This window comes from Cupriavidus pampae, from assembly GCF_914271485.1.
Lineage (GTDB): Bacteria > Pseudomonadota > Gammaproteobacteria > Burkholderiales > Burkholderiaceae > Cupriavidus > Cupriavidus pampae.
Window position 1 is genome coordinate 43,720 of record NZ_CAJZAG010000021.1, and the last position, 14,230, is coordinate 57,949.

Genomic DNA, 14,230 nt, shown 5'->3' on the forward strand with positions numbered 1-14,230 from the left:
CGTCGCCGCGCCCAAGTTCGCTGCCATGGGAGCGCAGGACGCGGCGAGAGCAGCTGTGCTCTGGTTGCACAGAGCTCTAGGGTCGCGCCTCGTCGTCGCCCCGAATCACTTCCACCATCACGTTGTTCCTGCTCCATGGAAAAACGCCGCGCTCTCCTGCCTTTGCTCTCCCTCCCCTGCTGACTTTTGCCTCAAGCGCCGCTAGGCACCAAAAATAATTTACATTACTTTTGTCAGCGCAAATTCGCCTGTCTCGGCGCACATTGAACTATTTTCTGTTTATTATCAGGCACTTAACTCCCGCTTCTTAAGGCATGCATTGCGCTTCCTAAAACGGAAATCCCGGCGCCGACAAGAATCGTTGGCCCTACGATCTACCCGCCGGGTCCGGTGAGAATCGGCACCCAATCCTCTTCACCCTCGGCTGTCCGAGCTTCCCTCAGGAGCTTTCATTGTTGAAGATCGAAGTCCCTCGCACAGCGAGGTCGGCTAGAGACTGGCACGCTCTCTACATATCTCGTGGCCGACGCCCTTCACTTGAATCATCACGTCCGTCCCGCCACAACACAGGATGACGTGTTCAAAGGCGCGGGTATCAGGCCACTCACTTCGGCGCGGTTACACCTCGCGCATGACCGAGGTCAGCATGTCCGTCCCTCGCCCAAGGGCGGCACTTCTCACAATTCCTCACGCCGTCGCGGCGTTAGCGAAAGCTCCAGCCTCCGGTTTAGATCGCACTTAGTTTGAGATGAACGGTACGCATCAGGCATCTGAGAAACGGCCCCACTGATCGCTAGACTCGCCAGTCAAAAATTAAATGACTGATATTTTCTATAACGTGTTCTTGTGTTTCGGGATTGGGCGACGATAGGTTAGTGACCGGGGGGGCGGTATGTTCAGAGCCGAGCATCGATTGGATCTGGAGCATCCGGATTCCGCGTGCGTCAGATGTAAAACCAGATCTAGTTCGTGGTGAACGTCATTTTTGGGGAGAATGAGTTCAACGCTTCCGCGTTGCGCTGATCCGCGCCTCCATCACTTTCACGTGTGAAAGTCTGCCTCGTCGCGTTGCCAAGTTGCTCCGTTAGCTTTGCCCGGCGCTATCACCAATTTATCGGCACACCGGGCATCCGCACCCCGCAGGGTTCGATCGCTCCGCGGCACCTCACCGCGCACTTTCACATGTGAAAGTAGTCCCGCACAGCCTTTCCCTGACAAGAGCTCTACTTTCATGTCGCCTACGCGCACACGCTGAGGATGTGAGGGGAAACAGGGGAGCATTCAGCTAGCGCAATTCAGGTGCCGGCAACGATCTTGAACAGGCATCATGGTTCACACGTGAAAATGGTACGTACCCACGGCGCGAGGAGACAAAGATTCAAAGATAAGCTCTTTGGCCATGGGCACTTTCACATGTGAAAGTGCCCCAGTCATTGGCTCAGCTGCGGCAAGGGAGTCGCTATAAACGCCGGCGATAGAAAGCATTTTGCCGGCAATAGCCTCTGCTAAGGCTCTCAGTAAGCTAGGCATCAATTAACGACCGCTTCCGCTTTAACAGAACAGTAGGACTCGCGAGGGTACCCGCACATGAGCAACGCGTCCGTCAGAGACGCCCATCCAATGCGCCAGGTGCCCTGAGCTTGGTGAATGACCATCCTCACTTTCACGTGTGAAAGTGGTCCGCCCTGCGATAGCGCTCCGAGGCGCAGCGTGTCGCGACCGGTCGTCGTTAGGCGCAGCGGCTGCAACTAATAGATCGCCGACATACCCCCTCTATGCCCGACAGCCTCCACTTTCACACGTGAAAGTTGGCATCGCTTCGAGCCATCTCGCTAGCGACACGTCTTAGCGAAAGAGGGCATCAGACTTTCACATGTGAAAGTCACCGTCTGCGGCGCATCTAGTTCAATGCAGATCCCCGCGATACCGAAACCCGGCTGGCAACTTTCACGCGTGAAAGTCGGTTGGTTCCGAACTACACCCCTGCCGATGTACATCATCGAGACCAGAGGAATCTATGGGGGCTGCAAGTCCCTAATTGCGACCCACATATCGCGTGTGGCAGCACAACAACGAGATGCGAAAAATTCTGCATCAATCCCGTCGATGTTCTATCAATGAACATTCAACGTAACAATATCCATTCATTTTATGGTATTTTTAATAAAATTTTGGAGAATTACATGGCTGCACGCATCGTTACGGTGTTCAATCAGAAGGGCGGTTGTGGAAAAACAATGACGTGCATGCAGCTAGCTGCGGCGTTCGCGCTTCGTGGCCATCGCACGCTGTTGGTTGATATGGACAAGCAAGGCACCAGCACCATTTGGGCAGGGCAGGCCGGCGCCGATAAGCCCTTCCCAGCCACGGTTATCAGCCTTGCTCCGCTTCGAGAAAAGATGCTTGGCGAGATCGAGAAGCATGCGGCGAACTACGACTTCATCTTCATCGATTGCCCACCCGCCATCGAGTCCTCCATTCCTTGGGCAGCGCTTAACGTTTCCGATATCGGCCTTATCCCGGTTATCCCGCTGATGGATAACGTTTGGGCGAGTAGAGAAGCAAAGGAGCTGGCGCGCCGCGCTAAGCAGGAGAACGCGTCGTTGCAGACCTACTGCATTCCATCCATGTCCCGTCGCGGCAACGTCTTCAAGGCATGCACTGAGATTCTGCAGGACGACCAGGAGATCCCGCTTCTCGATACCGGCTTGCAACAGCGCAACGCATACGGCGAATCGCAGATGTTCGGTCTGAGCGTTCATGCCGTTGCTGGAGCCGGTGCAGCCGTGAAGGAAGTTGAAGCACTCGCGGATGTCGTGCTGGAAAAACTTGGATTGCCCGTCGGTAAGAAATCAGGCAAGACAAAAGCGACTAAGCAGAATGTGGAGGTGGTCTGATGACGAAGAAGCTTGACCTTATGCGGCAGCAAGCAAATCGAGCGCTATCCGTGGCGCCTCCTGCGGATCGATTTGCGCGTGCACAGGCACTCGTAGAGCGCCAGCCTAATGGCTTCGCGGCAAAGGCTCCTGAGGACGGTCCTGCGGCCCGATTGCCAGGATCAGACATCAGCGATTCGCAACGGCCAATCGAACGCACGGCGGCACGAGCAACGAACGATGAAGTCGCGGGGGAGCCTTTCTACGAGGAAACGGATATCTCGCTTGTGGACGAGAATCCGTTCAATGCCAGGCGTCTGTATCGTCCTGAGCGAGTGCATGAACTAGCCGCGAGCATTCGGGCTGACGGTCAGCTTGTCCCCGGCATCGCGACGGTCAGAAATGGTCGCCGAGTTCTTGCTGGCGGCCACTATCGGCTGCGGGCGCTAAAGGTTGCTGGTAAGACAAAGATCAAGCTGCTCATTCATCCTGGTCTCACGGACCAGCAACTCTATCAGCTCTCGTACAAAGAGAACGCAGAGCGCGAGCAACAGACGCCGCTGGACAATGCGATCGCCTGGGATGCCTTGATCAAGGATGGGATCTATCCCAGTGAATCAGCAATCGCCGAAGTCACGGGTATGTCGCTGCCTAACGTCAACAAGACGCTTTCCGTCCTGAAGTTGAGCAGTGGCGTTCTGGATCTGGTCAGGGAGCGCCCCGAGTCGTTTGCGTTGACCACCTTGTACCAACTGAGGCTTCTCGAGGGCGCTGCCGGCAGCAGCGTCGCCTCAGAGATGGCCGTGAAGGTGCGAGACGAAGCGGCCGTTGCCAAGGACGTAGAGCTACTGCGGGCCCGCTATGAGAACAAGCCCGCGCGAAAGACCAAGGAAACCTCGCGGCAGCATAAGTTGCTGGGTCCCGACGGCGCCCACGTTGGCTTGCTGAAGGATTGGGATTCCGGCAAGGTCACCTTTGAGATCACCCTGAAAGATCCTTCGAAGCGCCAAGAGCTGATCGAAGAACTGAAAGCAAGATTCTCTTCCCCAACGGAATGACCCTAACCGCCAACGAAATTGTTGCGAAGACGCCGCTTCAAGCGGCGTTTTTCGTCGTATGCAGTCAAGAAGGGCGGGTTGATCATGTCCTGAAAAGCACATCTGCGTTTAAGTGATTTAGTAAACACTGTAAACCCTTTAGGTAAACATTTAGGCTCTGTAAGTGACTGATATCAATGGTGTTTTAGCGCTATAGGTGAACACTGTTGGGTCTTAGGTGCACTGCAATGGGGAGAAGGGGTTGTGGATTTGGGGATGAGGTGCACGCCATTGGGGGGAAAGGGGTGGGGATTTGGGGACTAGGTGAAAAGATTTGAGAAATGCCCTTGGCAGACCTTGGGTGAAATGATTTGGGGATCTCCTAGGTGAAGCTATTTGGGGCTTCCTCATCCGTGGCTGAGAGATTCTCGAATGCAGGTGAACGACTTTGGGGATCCTAGAGGTGAACATTTTTGGGGTGCCCGTGATGGCGTTTGAATACCCAATGCCCTTCACCCTCATGCTCCTATAAGCGACTCCTCTCCATTTAGAGGGCGGCCTAACAACAGCGACTACTCACTTACATTTTCGGATCCGCTGAAGGTGAAATCTTTTGGGGTCTCTCGCAAGGTGAAGTCTTTTGGGGCATTCCGCGGAGTGGATCCTAACTTAGCCATCTCGCAAGCCTCAGGTGAACAGGTTTGGGGAGGCAAGGGTGAACATTGTTGGGGTAAAGCGGACGCGCCGAGTATTCAGGCCGGAAAGCTCACCAAAAACCTTCACCTTTTGCAGCGAGAAGAAGCCCCTACCAGTTCGTCCCGGAGAAAGGTGTACAGATTTGGGTAGCTTTCGAGACTCCCAGGTGAACGGATTTGAGGTAGGTCACGCCCACGAGCGGGTCTTGGTAAGTCTCCGGAATCAAAGCCTTTTCCACTGTTGCTTGCCCGCCGCGTCGATTCTTTCTCCGCACTTGATAGGTGAACACTTAGGGGCTAAGATTTCACCATTAACGACTTGCGGACGCATTGGGATGGCAAAGGGAAAGCCGAGTCAGAAGGCGGGCCAGATCGCGCTGTTTCAGCAGCCAGAGGTGCCGGAGCCGTTCAAGAAGGCGGTTCAAGCCATTCACGTCTCCCCTGTGAACGGGGCGCTGACGCTGCAACAGCGTCGCCTGTTCAATGCGCTGATCAAGAACGCCATCGAGCTGCGGATTGGGCAAAATGGTTCAGCTGACACGTTCCACATCTCGATCCCCGAGATGATGTCCAATCTGGCGCTCACTACCAAGGACACGGGATACATCAAGGAGACAGCCAAGTCCTTGATGCGCACCGTCGTCGATTGGGATCAGCTCAACAGCGATGGTACGGCCACCTGGACCGGCTCGACGCTCCTCGCTGGGGCGAAGATCACAGGCTCGCAACTCTCGTATTCCTTTGCGCCTCAGATCCGTGAAGAACTGCTGAACCCTGAGCGGTACGCCATGATTGACATGCGGATCGCCCGGTTATTCCGACGCGCGCACTCGTTAGCGCTTTGGGAGAACACGGTGCGGTACGAACGCGTGGGTATGACCGCGAGGATTCCGCTTAACGTATTTCGAAATCTGATTCTCGGTCGCGAGGAAGGCGAGACGAAGTACAAGGAATACAAGATCTTCAAGCGCGCGGTCCTGAACCCCTGCATTGCAGAGATTTGCGAGGTGTCCGACCACAACATCGAACTGATCGAACATAAGATCGGTCGCTCTGTCTCGGAACTCCAGTTCAAGATTACCCGCAAGGAATCCGGCGCACCCGAGGATGATGGGCTGGGAGAGTTGATCCAGGCAATGGTCAAGCTCGGGATGCCATCAAGCGAGGCGCGCAAGCTGGCGAAGACACATGGCGTGGAGCCCGTGCGAGAGGCGCTCGCGTACCTGAAAGCTCGTCAGACCAAGAAGAACGCTCCCCCGATCGACAACGTGCCTGCGTATTTTCGTAAAGCACTGGCCGAAGCATGGGGCAAGGGGATGCCGAAGCAGGAAGACGCAAAAGAAGAAAAGCCCCAGGCGCAACCCCCGCAAGCAAAGTCTCCAGCGGAGGCGATGGAGAAGCTCGTGGCTGCGCGACTGCCGCAAGCGCAAGAGTACTTCCTGGAGTTGTCCGCGGAGGAGCAGGCACAACTCATTGAGAGCTACAACGGTCAATGCGCCGCAGCCGATCTTCGTTTGAACGCGGCCAAGCGGCCCACTAAGCTGGCCCAGACGAGTTTCTACCGGTGGCTTGCCGATCAGACTTGGGGGCAGCCGTCCTCCGATGATGTGCTTAATTTCATCCTGACTGGGAAGACAGGCATCTAGTGCGCTGGTAAGTGGGCTAGGGCCACTCCGAATTGGGGCGCATGTCATGACGCACAAGGAGTACGACAAATGGAAACCTTGAACTTCGATGCGAGCGATGTCCGTGAAATGACCTGGCATCTCTCGGCGCTCATGACGAAGGTGCCGCTGCATGCCATCGCTAACGAGCGTCAATACGATATCGCCGTCAGCGTGCTTAACGGTCTGCTGGATGCTGGCGGAGCTGATGAAAACCACGCCCTCGCGCCACTCGTCGATATCATCGGTGGTCTTATCGGTGATTACGAAGACGCCAACCATGACCTGCCGGGCGCCACTCCAGCCGCGGTACTGCGTGAACTAATGAACCAGAGCGAGCTTCGCCAAGGTGATCTTGCGGATATCATTGGAAGCCAAGGCGTAGTATCGGAGATTCTGAGTGGAAAGCGCGAACTGAACGCCAGACAGATCGCGCTACTCTCCAAGCGCTTCCACGTAAGCCCCGCAGTTTTCTTTGCCGAAGTTGCCGAAGCAGTCTGACCGGCAGGCACCGACGCCAAATGCAAGTCGCCTTGGTGAACTGACCCCCTAAAGTTGGACGATCGGTAACGCTAGGCACCAGGGGGTGACTTCTGTATCGCACAGTCTTGATGTCGCGGCGCAACGCATCCAACAGCTGAGCAACACTGCCGACCTGCCAAGGGTGAAGCATTCAGACTTGAGTGTTCTGAAGAAGCTCAACGCCGATGCGATGACGCAAGCGGACTGATACCCACCCGCTAGCAAGCATGCGCAAAAGGAATTCCCGGGGTTTAGGCCGGAGAGGAAGTCAAGCCATGCCCGACTCCACAATGAAGCGCGAGGTCGGGTGCTTCTTCGCGGTAGACAGGAGCATGGAGCGGCGAGCACGCGTGAGACCGACGTAGAAGAGCCTGCGTTCCTCAGCTTCGGGACTGTCATCGTCTGGGATGACGGTCTCCTCCAATCGAATGAGAGCGGTATGGTCCCATTCCAGCCCTTTACTGGAGTGGAACGTTGTGAGAACGACGGCGTCATCGGCCGGCTCGTTGTTCCTTTGGCGCAGAAACGCAACGCGATCGGAGAACAGTCCGTTCAATCTCGATAGGACGTCGTACGTGGTGGTGATAGAGCGCTTCGCTTGATCTGATCTCGCCCGCGTGGTCATCCACTCCATAACTCCGTCAAGGATGAGCGCGTAGAACTGCCGCACGAAAAGAGATCGCCACTCCGCGAGCTTCTTCGTCAGTTCAAGATACTTGTCTGCGGCTTCTTCACCAAGCCCCGCTGCGACGAGGTCTTTTTTCTTGATACGCTCCGCGTCCTTTGCCGACGAGAAGTTTCTGTGCAGTAGTTGAAGGTCAGCAGCGCCAATGCCGGAATATCCCAGTAGGGCATCCAGCCCGCCTGACTTCGACTGCTCGATCAGCTCGAGCAAGTTGCCCATCAATGCCGACTCTGGACGATCCAGGATTGAGCGGCCAGCAGCGCGGTGGTATTTCACCCCATGCGATCGGCAGACTGCCTCAACCGGGTCGAGGATCCGATTCGTACGGGCTAGGATCGCCGCAGTGCCTCCTGCGCGTACCGCGGCCGACATCGCTTCCATTGCCGAGACCGCTTCCTTGTACTCGTCATCGTGGCGCGAGAACGCGACGCTGCCTCCCGGACCACGGTGAGAAACGAGATCCTTCACCACTCTCTCACGGTTGTGGCGGATGACCTTGTCGGCGATGGACAGGATTTCGTCATGCGAGCGGTAGTTCGTATCGAGCACGATCTGACGGGCATTGAACTCATTTGAGAAGGCCTCGATCCCTCGCAGACCTAAAGCAGAGCGGAAGCCATAGATTGACTGATCGTCGTCGCACACGACTGAAACTGCGGTGCCAGCCCGAGCATGTAGGGCGGTCCAGAGCGCCTGATGCGAATCTACGTCCTGATACTCATCAACTAGCAAGACATCCACTTTGTAGGGCTGGATGGAGCCATTCTGCATTCCCTCAACTGCATACCGCATCAAGTCCTGAAAATCCACGCGGCCATTTCTCAGCAACGCCTCTTGATAGGCAGCAAACAACTGCCCCTCAACCGTATCAAGGGCGGGCGCGTCCAGGCCCGTTTTAAGGCGTTCGATCGCGGCGATGGCATCTTCCAACTTCCAGTCAATGCCGGTCTCCTGTAGCAACTGAATAAGGATCGCGGCACGCTCTCCATCGGATGCAATATCCGGGCGCTTTCCAGTCTTGGATGCGAGTTGCTTATAGGCGAGCGAATGGAAGGTGCCAGCGAGAAGTCGCTTCTTTGCCTCCGGTCCGGTCAGCGCCAAGATCCTGTCACGTAACTCGACGGCTGCATCTTTGCTGAATGTCACGGCGCCAACCGTCACGTACGGCCGCGCGAGCAATACAGCAGCCTTTGCAGCAATTGTTGCCGTCTTACCAGCCCCGGGTACGGCGACTGCCACACAGTGGCCGACATGGTCGACGACCTCGCGTTGAGAAGGGTTCAATCGTGCGAGCACAACGTCGAGAGACATAGCGGTTCTAGAAATCGCAAATCGCGCAATGAGATACGTAACACCCGCGGGAAGAATCGTTGACCATGTGCCTCAAACGGGAAGAGCGATGAAGCAACTGACAGACGATGGAGCTAGCTTGCCGGGGAGAACGTGGCACCTTCTGTCAGATTGGTGACCATTTGGGGATCAACAGGCCGAAGGTGCCACTTCGTGGCAGCCGAGCTTCTAGACGGCTCGTACCGTCTCCATCAACTTCAGATGCGTGGTGAAGCTGCGCAGGCCCAGTGGCTGGAACTTGCGCAGGAAGCGCGTCACCTCCTCGTTCACGTCGGTCTGGTCGCGAATGCCGTTCCACACCATGAAGTCGAACTCGTCCATCGTCTTGTCGAACTTGATAAGTACCTGCAGAGCGCGGACAGCGAAGCGGGAATACGCTTGCACTTCGAGCTGGATTGCTGGGCGGACAATCTCGGGACGGAAGATAAAGTCGCCCTTATCCAGCATGTCTTTCTCGCGCTGCTCGCGGTAGGCCGTTGCCACGCGGAGCTGCTCATCGACATACTCCTCGAGCTTCGCCATCTCGGATTCGAGATACGTCTCGACCGTAGCCAGTTCGGTGCGCGAGAACGTGGGCTGACCGAAGCGCTGAAGATTCAGCGACATGCGGTTCATGTACGGCCACCACTGTTCGAACAGTGGGCGCAGACGGGTATGGTTGATCTTCAGGCCAACCACCACGACTGCCGCACCAGAGAGCTGACGGGTGAGAATCTGCATGCCGAGTTCGCGCCGACGGCGCACGATCGCCTGGCGGTCCTCCGGCGAGAGTTCGCGGAAGCGCTTGCGCGTGCGCTCGACTTCCGCCTTCTTCTGCTCGGCATCCGCGGAGGTGATGATCCCTTCCTCGCGCAGGGCGTCGGCCGAAGCGGCCATCTGCGTCAGTTCAGTCTCAACATCCTCGGGGGCCGTAACCGAAGCGCCGCCGCCATCGATAGCAGCAGTGGCGTCGCCTTCGGGCAGGAGAGCCTCAGCCAGGTCTTCGGCGTGAGCGCCGATCTCAGCAGTCGGGGTCATGGTGGTATCTCCGAAAGTAGGCCAATGTCTGGCCGATATGGTCGTGATTGGTTAAGGCGGGTTAGCGCCCAACATGGAAAGCAGAAGCCAGTCGCCAGCTCAGCATGCCGACGACGGCAACACCGACGGTCCACCAGTAGGCCGCAAACGGCAGTGGAAGCAGCAGGGCCGATGCACCAAAGCCGAAGCACACGAGGAGTCCGTGGGCTGCGACGTGGAATGTCACAGGGTTCGCGAAGCCGGCCGACGCCGCGCGGATCCTGCGCGACACCGCGCCATCGTTGAGCAGCGCGCACAGCAGCACAAAGCCGCCGAACGCCCAGTACTGCGCGACTGACGCGCGGTAGACACCGCGGTAGATCGTGAGCCAGAAGTTGCGCATCCAGTTGCGCCCAAGCTTCGCGGTGCCACCGTCGGACAGTATGGTGTCGGCGTCCGAGCCGGAGAACGAAGCTTTGACGGCACCGGTTGTGACGAACCAGCGCACAAACCGCTCGTTAGCGAGCGCGATCGCGTGGTCAGCGCGCGCGTTCCCAAGGACGCGCGTAACTGAGGTCTGCTCGGATTCACTGATTTCGAAGTCACTCTTGTCCGGCAGGAAGGGGACGGTCACACAGATCATGAGTGGCGCGAAGAACAGCCACAGGCGGACGTGAGAGGCAAATCGACTGGCCATGATCAGATGAACTTGCTGAGGATGAGAAGTGGCAGTGCCGCGAGCGCTGCCAGAGCGCCAACAAGGAACAGAGGCCTGTGTGCCGCGATGCCGATGAGAGCAAAAGCCGGAGCACAACCCTCTGCAACGAAGTTTGGCGGTGGCGACAAATCACGGTGGCTGGCATCGGTATACCAGGCGTGCATCGCCGCGGCCTGTGTCCGTTCGGCCTTCAGCGCATGCACAGCGACGCCGATCGCAGCGCGCGCAGCAAATCTTGCGGGGTAGCCTTGCGCGGCGATTAGCCGCCGGCGCGCTTCAGTGTGCAAAGTTGCCAGCGACATCGTAGGCCTCGAAGTAGCGAGTGAAGCTGTAGCCGTTGAGCACGCGTGCAGCGAGCTGGAAGGCGGCGCAGCGCTGGGAGACGTGGCCCGGCGTGGGTTCATCGACCACCTGACAGACATAACCTGACGGCTGGCGCTGCTCGAATGCCGGGATGGACTCGAGGTAGGGGTACCAGACGTTGTAGCGCTCGCCTTTGAACGCCGCGTAGCGTTTGACGTACAGGTCGTGGGCGCGGCCGAACAACCCGCGCATGAACGCAACGTTGGCGTCGCCGTGTTTGCGGGCGAGCCTCCACGCCTGAATGGCGTCATTGAGCATCTCTGCTACCAGCGGCTCATCCCGAACTCGGAAGTTGATGCCGATGTAATCGACAACGCGCGTGCAGACTTCATCGAGATCGGGCGAGAGCGTGATGATCGGCGTGAGCTTGGTCGACATCCTGTGCTCTTTGACGACCTGCCGGAACAGAGTAGGGGAACGCATTGGCAATTAACCTTGAATAATTGGGATACGACCCTGGTAGACCGAGCCGCCAGAGATGCGCAGGAAGTACTGCAGGTTCGGCAGTTGCATAATTAACTCGGGCGGGATCAGCGGCGCTTTCTCAAGTTGCGTCGAGCGCGAGACCGAACCACTGAACTCCCCGACGTGAGCTTCCGTCCCAGTGCTCGTGCTGCTCGAAACGACAATGTTCTGAATCGCAGTGTTGCCGGCCTTTTCAGCAAACCACTGGGCGGTGTCGATATCTTCCAAGCGTAAAACGATCTGGTTGTTCAGATTGCCCAGCACACGTATGTTTTTGGTGAGCTTTCGGGTCCGCCGCAGGCGGATCGTTCGGCTACGATCTACGCAACACCGCGTTCGCACGCATCGATCAGCAAAGTTGGGCCACACGATCGGCTCGATTGCGCCCACCCCCCCTTTCAATAGCCAGCGTGTTTGCGCCATGCCGCGGCATGACGCAAGCGCGTTCACGCGCGCTGTCCACGGGTTTCCTTGCTCGTTGAGCATCGAACCATCGCCTGGCATCCGCCAGGACCATCCCCTTGCAATGTTTTGGAGAGAAACCGTGGAATCCCTTGCTTATCTCGTCAAGCGCCCCCTGCAACTGCTCGTGCTCTGCATGGTGCTGTATCTCGCCTCCCAGTCGTTTCCCGTCGGTCTTTTCGTGACGGTTGTCGGGGTCTCGTATCTGTACAACAAAGCTATCTCCAGCAGCCGAAGCGTGCCTGCGGCGCCGAAGGTCTCGATGCCGGACTATCCGTCCACGCTGAAGTCCGAAGCGCCTCAACCGGAAGAGCAACCCGAGCAGCTGTACCAACGCTCGGCGGTTGTAACACCGATTCGTCGAACGGGAACGAACAACCGTTCCTGATCTGTTGCCGGCCAGCCTTTGGCCGGCCCCTTCCACCTGTCGCGGGTACTCGATACCCGCCGACAGGTGGGTCTTCGGGCGTCCGTCCGGAGACCATCATGGAAACAACCACCGCAGGATGGCAACTGGACTTCTTCGGAGAAGCGGCCGCCATCATTGCTCCTCCCCCGGCGATCGAATCTGATGCCGCCGAAGACACTGTCGTCGATGAATCGCTCCGTGAGCGCCTCGCTGACGCGCTAATTGACCTGGCTTGTGGCAGCCGCCACGGCGTCAACATGCCCGAATCACTGTTGGACTGCGCAAAGCTGTTGCGACAGCGCATCCGCAATGAGTCCGTCGATCTCAAGGAGCTCTCCATGACGATCGGCTGGATCTTTGGATTCTGGGACGGCGCCATTCCCTATACCTACGTCTGCGAGATCAGTGGTGTGAGCCCTGAGGTGCTCCAGGACGTGATTCTCGGCAACGCCCGCCTGATGGCCGTCCTCGATGACGTCAAGCGTCAGCGCTATGGCTCTCTTCTCTGAAACCCTATGTCACTGTTCAACCTGATCAAGCAGGCCGCAGCCGCGTTAGCTGGCGAGCGTGCCGAAACCCAATGCGACCCTGACTCACAAGTGGACGCGATCCCTGTGGGCACCGGCGCAGATAACGAGTTTCACATGCAGATCGACGGCATCCCGAATCTGTTTCGGGACGAAGGGGCCCGCGTGGTGCACTTCGTGGCCGAGTTCGATCGCCGGATCCAACACACCACCTTCGGCAACAAGCTATTGCCCGAGGTCGTGCCACGCTGGAGCAAGGTCCGGACGTACGACACGCCGGGCGTGACCCCTCAAAGCGTGGCCGAAGAGGTGGTGCGCAATGCCAGACAGGAATCGGCCAATGCCCAACGCAAGGACGCCAGGCCCGACCGGAAGCCGCATGAAGGTGCGGAGACCGGGCGCAACGTCGCGGAGCCGCCGCCTAAGCCTCGCGTCGCGGAAGCGTCCTCGTCCAACTACACCGTGGGCAAGCTGCTCGAGTGGGGGGAGATGGAGTTCCCCAATCGCAAGCAGGGCGGCAATCCGACCTACACCTCTTTCGCCGTGAAGCTGGAAACCAGCACCGGCGAGAAAATTCTGCAGGGCGAGGGTCTCAAGGACGTTCTGGCCAACGCCAGATGTGTACTTGGTGAACGTGTCGGGATCAAACGCCTTCACAAAGAGAAAGTGCCCGCCTTCGATCAGAAGTCAGGGCGTCCCATCCTAGACCAAGCCGGCAAACAGAAACTCTGGGATCGCTGGGTCTGGTCGATCAACCGCATTCATTGAAAGGAGTCGTCAACATGGCGTCTGTCAACAAAGTCATTCTCGTCGGCAACCTCGGGGCCGACCCTGAAGTCCGTTATCTTCCGAGCGGCGATGCTGTGGCCAACATTCGGCTTGCAACGACCGATCGTTACAAGGACAAGCAGAGCGGCGATTTCAAGGAGGCCGCCGAATGGCACCGCGTTGCGTTCTTCGGCAAGCTCGCCGAGATCGTCGGACAGTATCTGAAGAAGGGCTCGTCAATCTACATCGAGGGCCGCATCCGTACGCGCAAGTGGCAAGATCAAGCGGGGCAAGAGAAGTACAGTACCGAGATCGTTGCCGACCAGATGCAGATGCTTGGCGGTCGTCCGCAAGGCGGCGATGAGGGGGGCAACTTGAGTCGCGAGTCCGAGGGCGCCGGCGGAGGTCGATACGATGGTGGACGTCGCCAGGATGGTGGCGGTCAGACTCGAGATCAACGTCGTCAGGCGGCTCCGTCGAACGGCTTTGAAGACATGGATGACGATATCCCGTTCTGAGGTTTTGTAATCAAAAACTGTCAAGATCAGCCCCGCCAAAAGCGGGGTTTTTTTTTTTGATCAGTACTGCGTATTTCGGCCGAACGTGACCGGCCGTTTCGGGATCGTGACCGGTGATTTCGGCAACGTGACCGAGCGAACCGGAAGGCAGGATTGGCGTTGCGCATGACATCAA

Annotated in this window: 13 protein-coding genes and 1 pseudogene; 8 read left to right on the forward strand and 6 right to left on the reverse strand. The window is 57.7% G+C overall.

Features of this window, described 5'->3' with window-relative positions; genetic code table 11:
• Nucleotides 1-2,117: 2,117 nt before the first annotated feature.
• The 4 genes from LDO41_RS33600 to LDO41_RS33615 all read left to right on the forward strand — a co-directional run bounded on the left by LDO41_RS33600 (nt 2,118) and on the right by LDO41_RS33615 (nt 6,773).
• Nucleotides 2,118-2,897: an AAA family ATPase gene (locus tag LDO41_RS33600; RefSeq protein ID WP_223995842.1), complete on the forward strand. Its 780-nt coding sequence runs from the start codon at nt 2,118-2,120 to the stop codon at nt 2,895-2,897.
• Nucleotides 2,897-3,934, forward strand: coding sequence for a ParB/RepB/Spo0J family partition protein (locus LDO41_RS33605; protein ID WP_223995843.1), 1,038 nt, complete (start codon nt 2,897-2,899; stop codon nt 3,932-3,934). The genes LDO41_RS33600 and LDO41_RS33605 overlap by 1 nt, the downstream gene beginning before the upstream one ends.
• Before the next feature lie 1,009 nt (nt 3,935-4,943).
• The gene (locus LDO41_RS33610; protein ID WP_223995844.1) at nt 4,944-6,254 is read left to right on the forward strand and encodes a replication initiation protein; all 1,311 of its coding nucleotides are present in this window, start codon (nt 4,944-4,946) and stop codon (nt 6,252-6,254) included.
• 69 nt (nt 6,255-6,323) lie between these two features.
• Nucleotides 6,324-6,773, forward strand: a complete 450-nt coding sequence (locus LDO41_RS33615; RefSeq protein WP_223995845.1) for a helix-turn-helix domain-containing protein — start codon at nt 6,324-6,326, stop codon at nt 6,771-6,773.
• 289 nt (nt 6,774-7,062) lie between these two features.
• Here LDO41_RS33615 and LDO41_RS33620 read toward each other — a convergent pair whose 3' ends face one another.
• The 6 genes and pseudogenes from LDO41_RS33620 to LDO41_RS33645 all read right to left on the reverse strand — a co-directional run.
• Nucleotides 7,063-8,790 carry an ATP-dependent helicase gene (locus tag LDO41_RS33620; RefSeq protein WP_223995846.1) on the reverse strand — a complete coding sequence of 576 codons (1,728 nt, stop codon included), beginning with the start codon at nt 8,788-8,790 and terminating at the stop codon, nt 7,063-7,065.
• A gap of 207 nt (nt 8,791-8,997) precedes the next feature.
• Complete coding sequence (locus tag LDO41_RS33625; RefSeq protein ID WP_223995847.1) at nt 8,998-9,846, reverse strand: ATPase; 849 nt, start codon at nt 9,844-9,846, stop codon at nt 8,998-9,000.
• 61 nt (nt 9,847-9,907) lie between these two features.
• Nucleotides 9,908-10,522, reverse strand: coding sequence for a DUF4400 domain-containing protein (locus tag LDO41_RS33630; protein WP_318036311.1), 615 nt, complete (start codon nt 10,520-10,522; stop codon nt 9,908-9,910).
• Nucleotides 10,523-10,524: 2 nt separating this feature from the next.
• On the reverse strand, nt 10,525-10,845 hold the full coding sequence (locus LDO41_RS33635; protein WP_223995856.1) for a hypothetical protein: 321 nt from the start codon (nt 10,843-10,845) through the stop codon (nt 10,525-10,527).
• A complete protein-coding gene (locus LDO41_RS33640; RefSeq protein WP_223995848.1) occupies nt 10,820-11,329 on the reverse strand; it encodes a hypothetical protein in 510 nt (169 codons plus the stop codon). Before LDO41_RS33640 ends, LDO41_RS33635 begins: the two co-directional genes overlap by 26 nt.
• Nucleotides 11,330-11,335: 6 nt before the next feature.
• A pseudogene (locus tag LDO41_RS33645) lies at nt 11,336-11,641 on the reverse strand (TraM recognition domain-containing protein); the annotation flags it as partial.
• Nucleotides 11,642-11,915: 274 nt separating this feature from the next.
• Here LDO41_RS33645 and LDO41_RS33650 point away from each other — a divergent pair.
• The 4 genes from LDO41_RS33650 (at nt 11,916) to LDO41_RS33665 (ending at nt 14,055) form a co-directional block, all read left to right on the forward strand.
• Nucleotides 11,916-12,221 carry a hypothetical protein gene (locus tag LDO41_RS33650; RefSeq protein WP_223995849.1) on the forward strand — a complete coding sequence of 102 codons (306 nt, stop codon included), beginning with the start codon at nt 11,916-11,918 and terminating at the stop codon, nt 12,219-12,221.
• Nucleotides 12,222-12,319: 98 nt separating this feature from the next.
• The gene (locus LDO41_RS33655; protein ID WP_223995850.1) at nt 12,320-12,751 is read left to right on the forward strand and encodes a hypothetical protein; all 432 of its coding nucleotides are present in this window, start codon (nt 12,320-12,322) and stop codon (nt 12,749-12,751) included.
• A 6-nt stretch (nt 12,752-12,757) separates the two neighbouring features.
• Nucleotides 12,758-13,537, forward strand: coding sequence for a hypothetical protein (locus LDO41_RS33660; RefSeq protein WP_223995851.1), 780 nt, complete (start codon nt 12,758-12,760; stop codon nt 13,535-13,537).
• Nucleotides 13,538-13,551: 14 nt separating this feature from the next.
• Nucleotides 13,552-14,055, forward strand: a complete 504-nt coding sequence (locus LDO41_RS33665) for a single-stranded DNA-binding protein (protein ID WP_223995852.1) — start codon at nt 13,552-13,554, stop codon at nt 14,053-14,055.
• Nucleotides 14,056-14,230: the final 175 nt, after the last annotated feature.

What these genes read in the sequence shown, in the direction of transcription:
- LDO41_RS33600 (WP_223995842.1), top strand. Translation starts at nt 2,118, where the DNA reads ATGAACATTCAACGTAACAATATCCATTCATTTTATGGTATTTTTAAT.
- LDO41_RS33605 (WP_223995843.1), top strand. Translation starts at nt 2,897, where the DNA reads ATGACGAAGAAGCTTGACCTTATGCGGCAGCAAGCAAATCGAGCGCTA.
- LDO41_RS33610 (WP_223995844.1), top strand. Translation starts at nt 4,944, where the DNA reads ATGGCAAAGGGAAAGCCGAGTCAGAAGGCGGGCCAGATCGCGCTGTTT.
- LDO41_RS33615 (WP_223995845.1), top strand. Translation starts at nt 6,324, where the DNA reads ATGGAAACCTTGAACTTCGATGCGAGCGATGTCCGTGAAATGACCTGG.
- LDO41_RS33620 (WP_223995846.1), bottom strand. Translation starts at nt 8,790, where the DNA reads ATGTCTCTCGACGTTGTGCTCGCACGATTGAACCCTTCTCAACGCGAG.
- LDO41_RS33625 (WP_223995847.1), bottom strand. Translation starts at nt 9,846, where the DNA reads ATGACCCCGACTGCTGAGATCGGCGCTCACGCCGAAGACCTGGCTGAG.
- LDO41_RS33630 (WP_318036311.1), bottom strand. Translation starts at nt 10,522, where the DNA reads ATGGCCAGTCGATTTGCCTCTCACGTCCGCCTGTGGCTGTTCTTCGCG.
- LDO41_RS33635 (WP_223995856.1), bottom strand. Translation starts at nt 10,845, where the DNA reads ATGTCGCTGGCAACTTTGCACACTGAAGCGCGCCGGCGGCTAATCGCC.
- LDO41_RS33640 (WP_223995848.1), bottom strand. Translation starts at nt 11,329, where the DNA reads ATGCGTTCCCCTACTCTGTTCCGGCAGGTCGTCAAAGAGCACAGGATG.
- LDO41_RS33655 (WP_223995850.1), top strand. Translation starts at nt 12,320, where the DNA reads ATGGAAACAACCACCGCAGGATGGCAACTGGACTTCTTCGGAGAAGCG.
- LDO41_RS33660 (WP_223995851.1), top strand. Translation starts at nt 12,758, where the DNA reads ATGTCACTGTTCAACCTGATCAAGCAGGCCGCAGCCGCGTTAGCTGGC.
- LDO41_RS33665 (WP_223995852.1), top strand. Translation starts at nt 13,552, where the DNA reads ATGGCGTCTGTCAACAAAGTCATTCTCGTCGGCAACCTCGGGGCCGAC.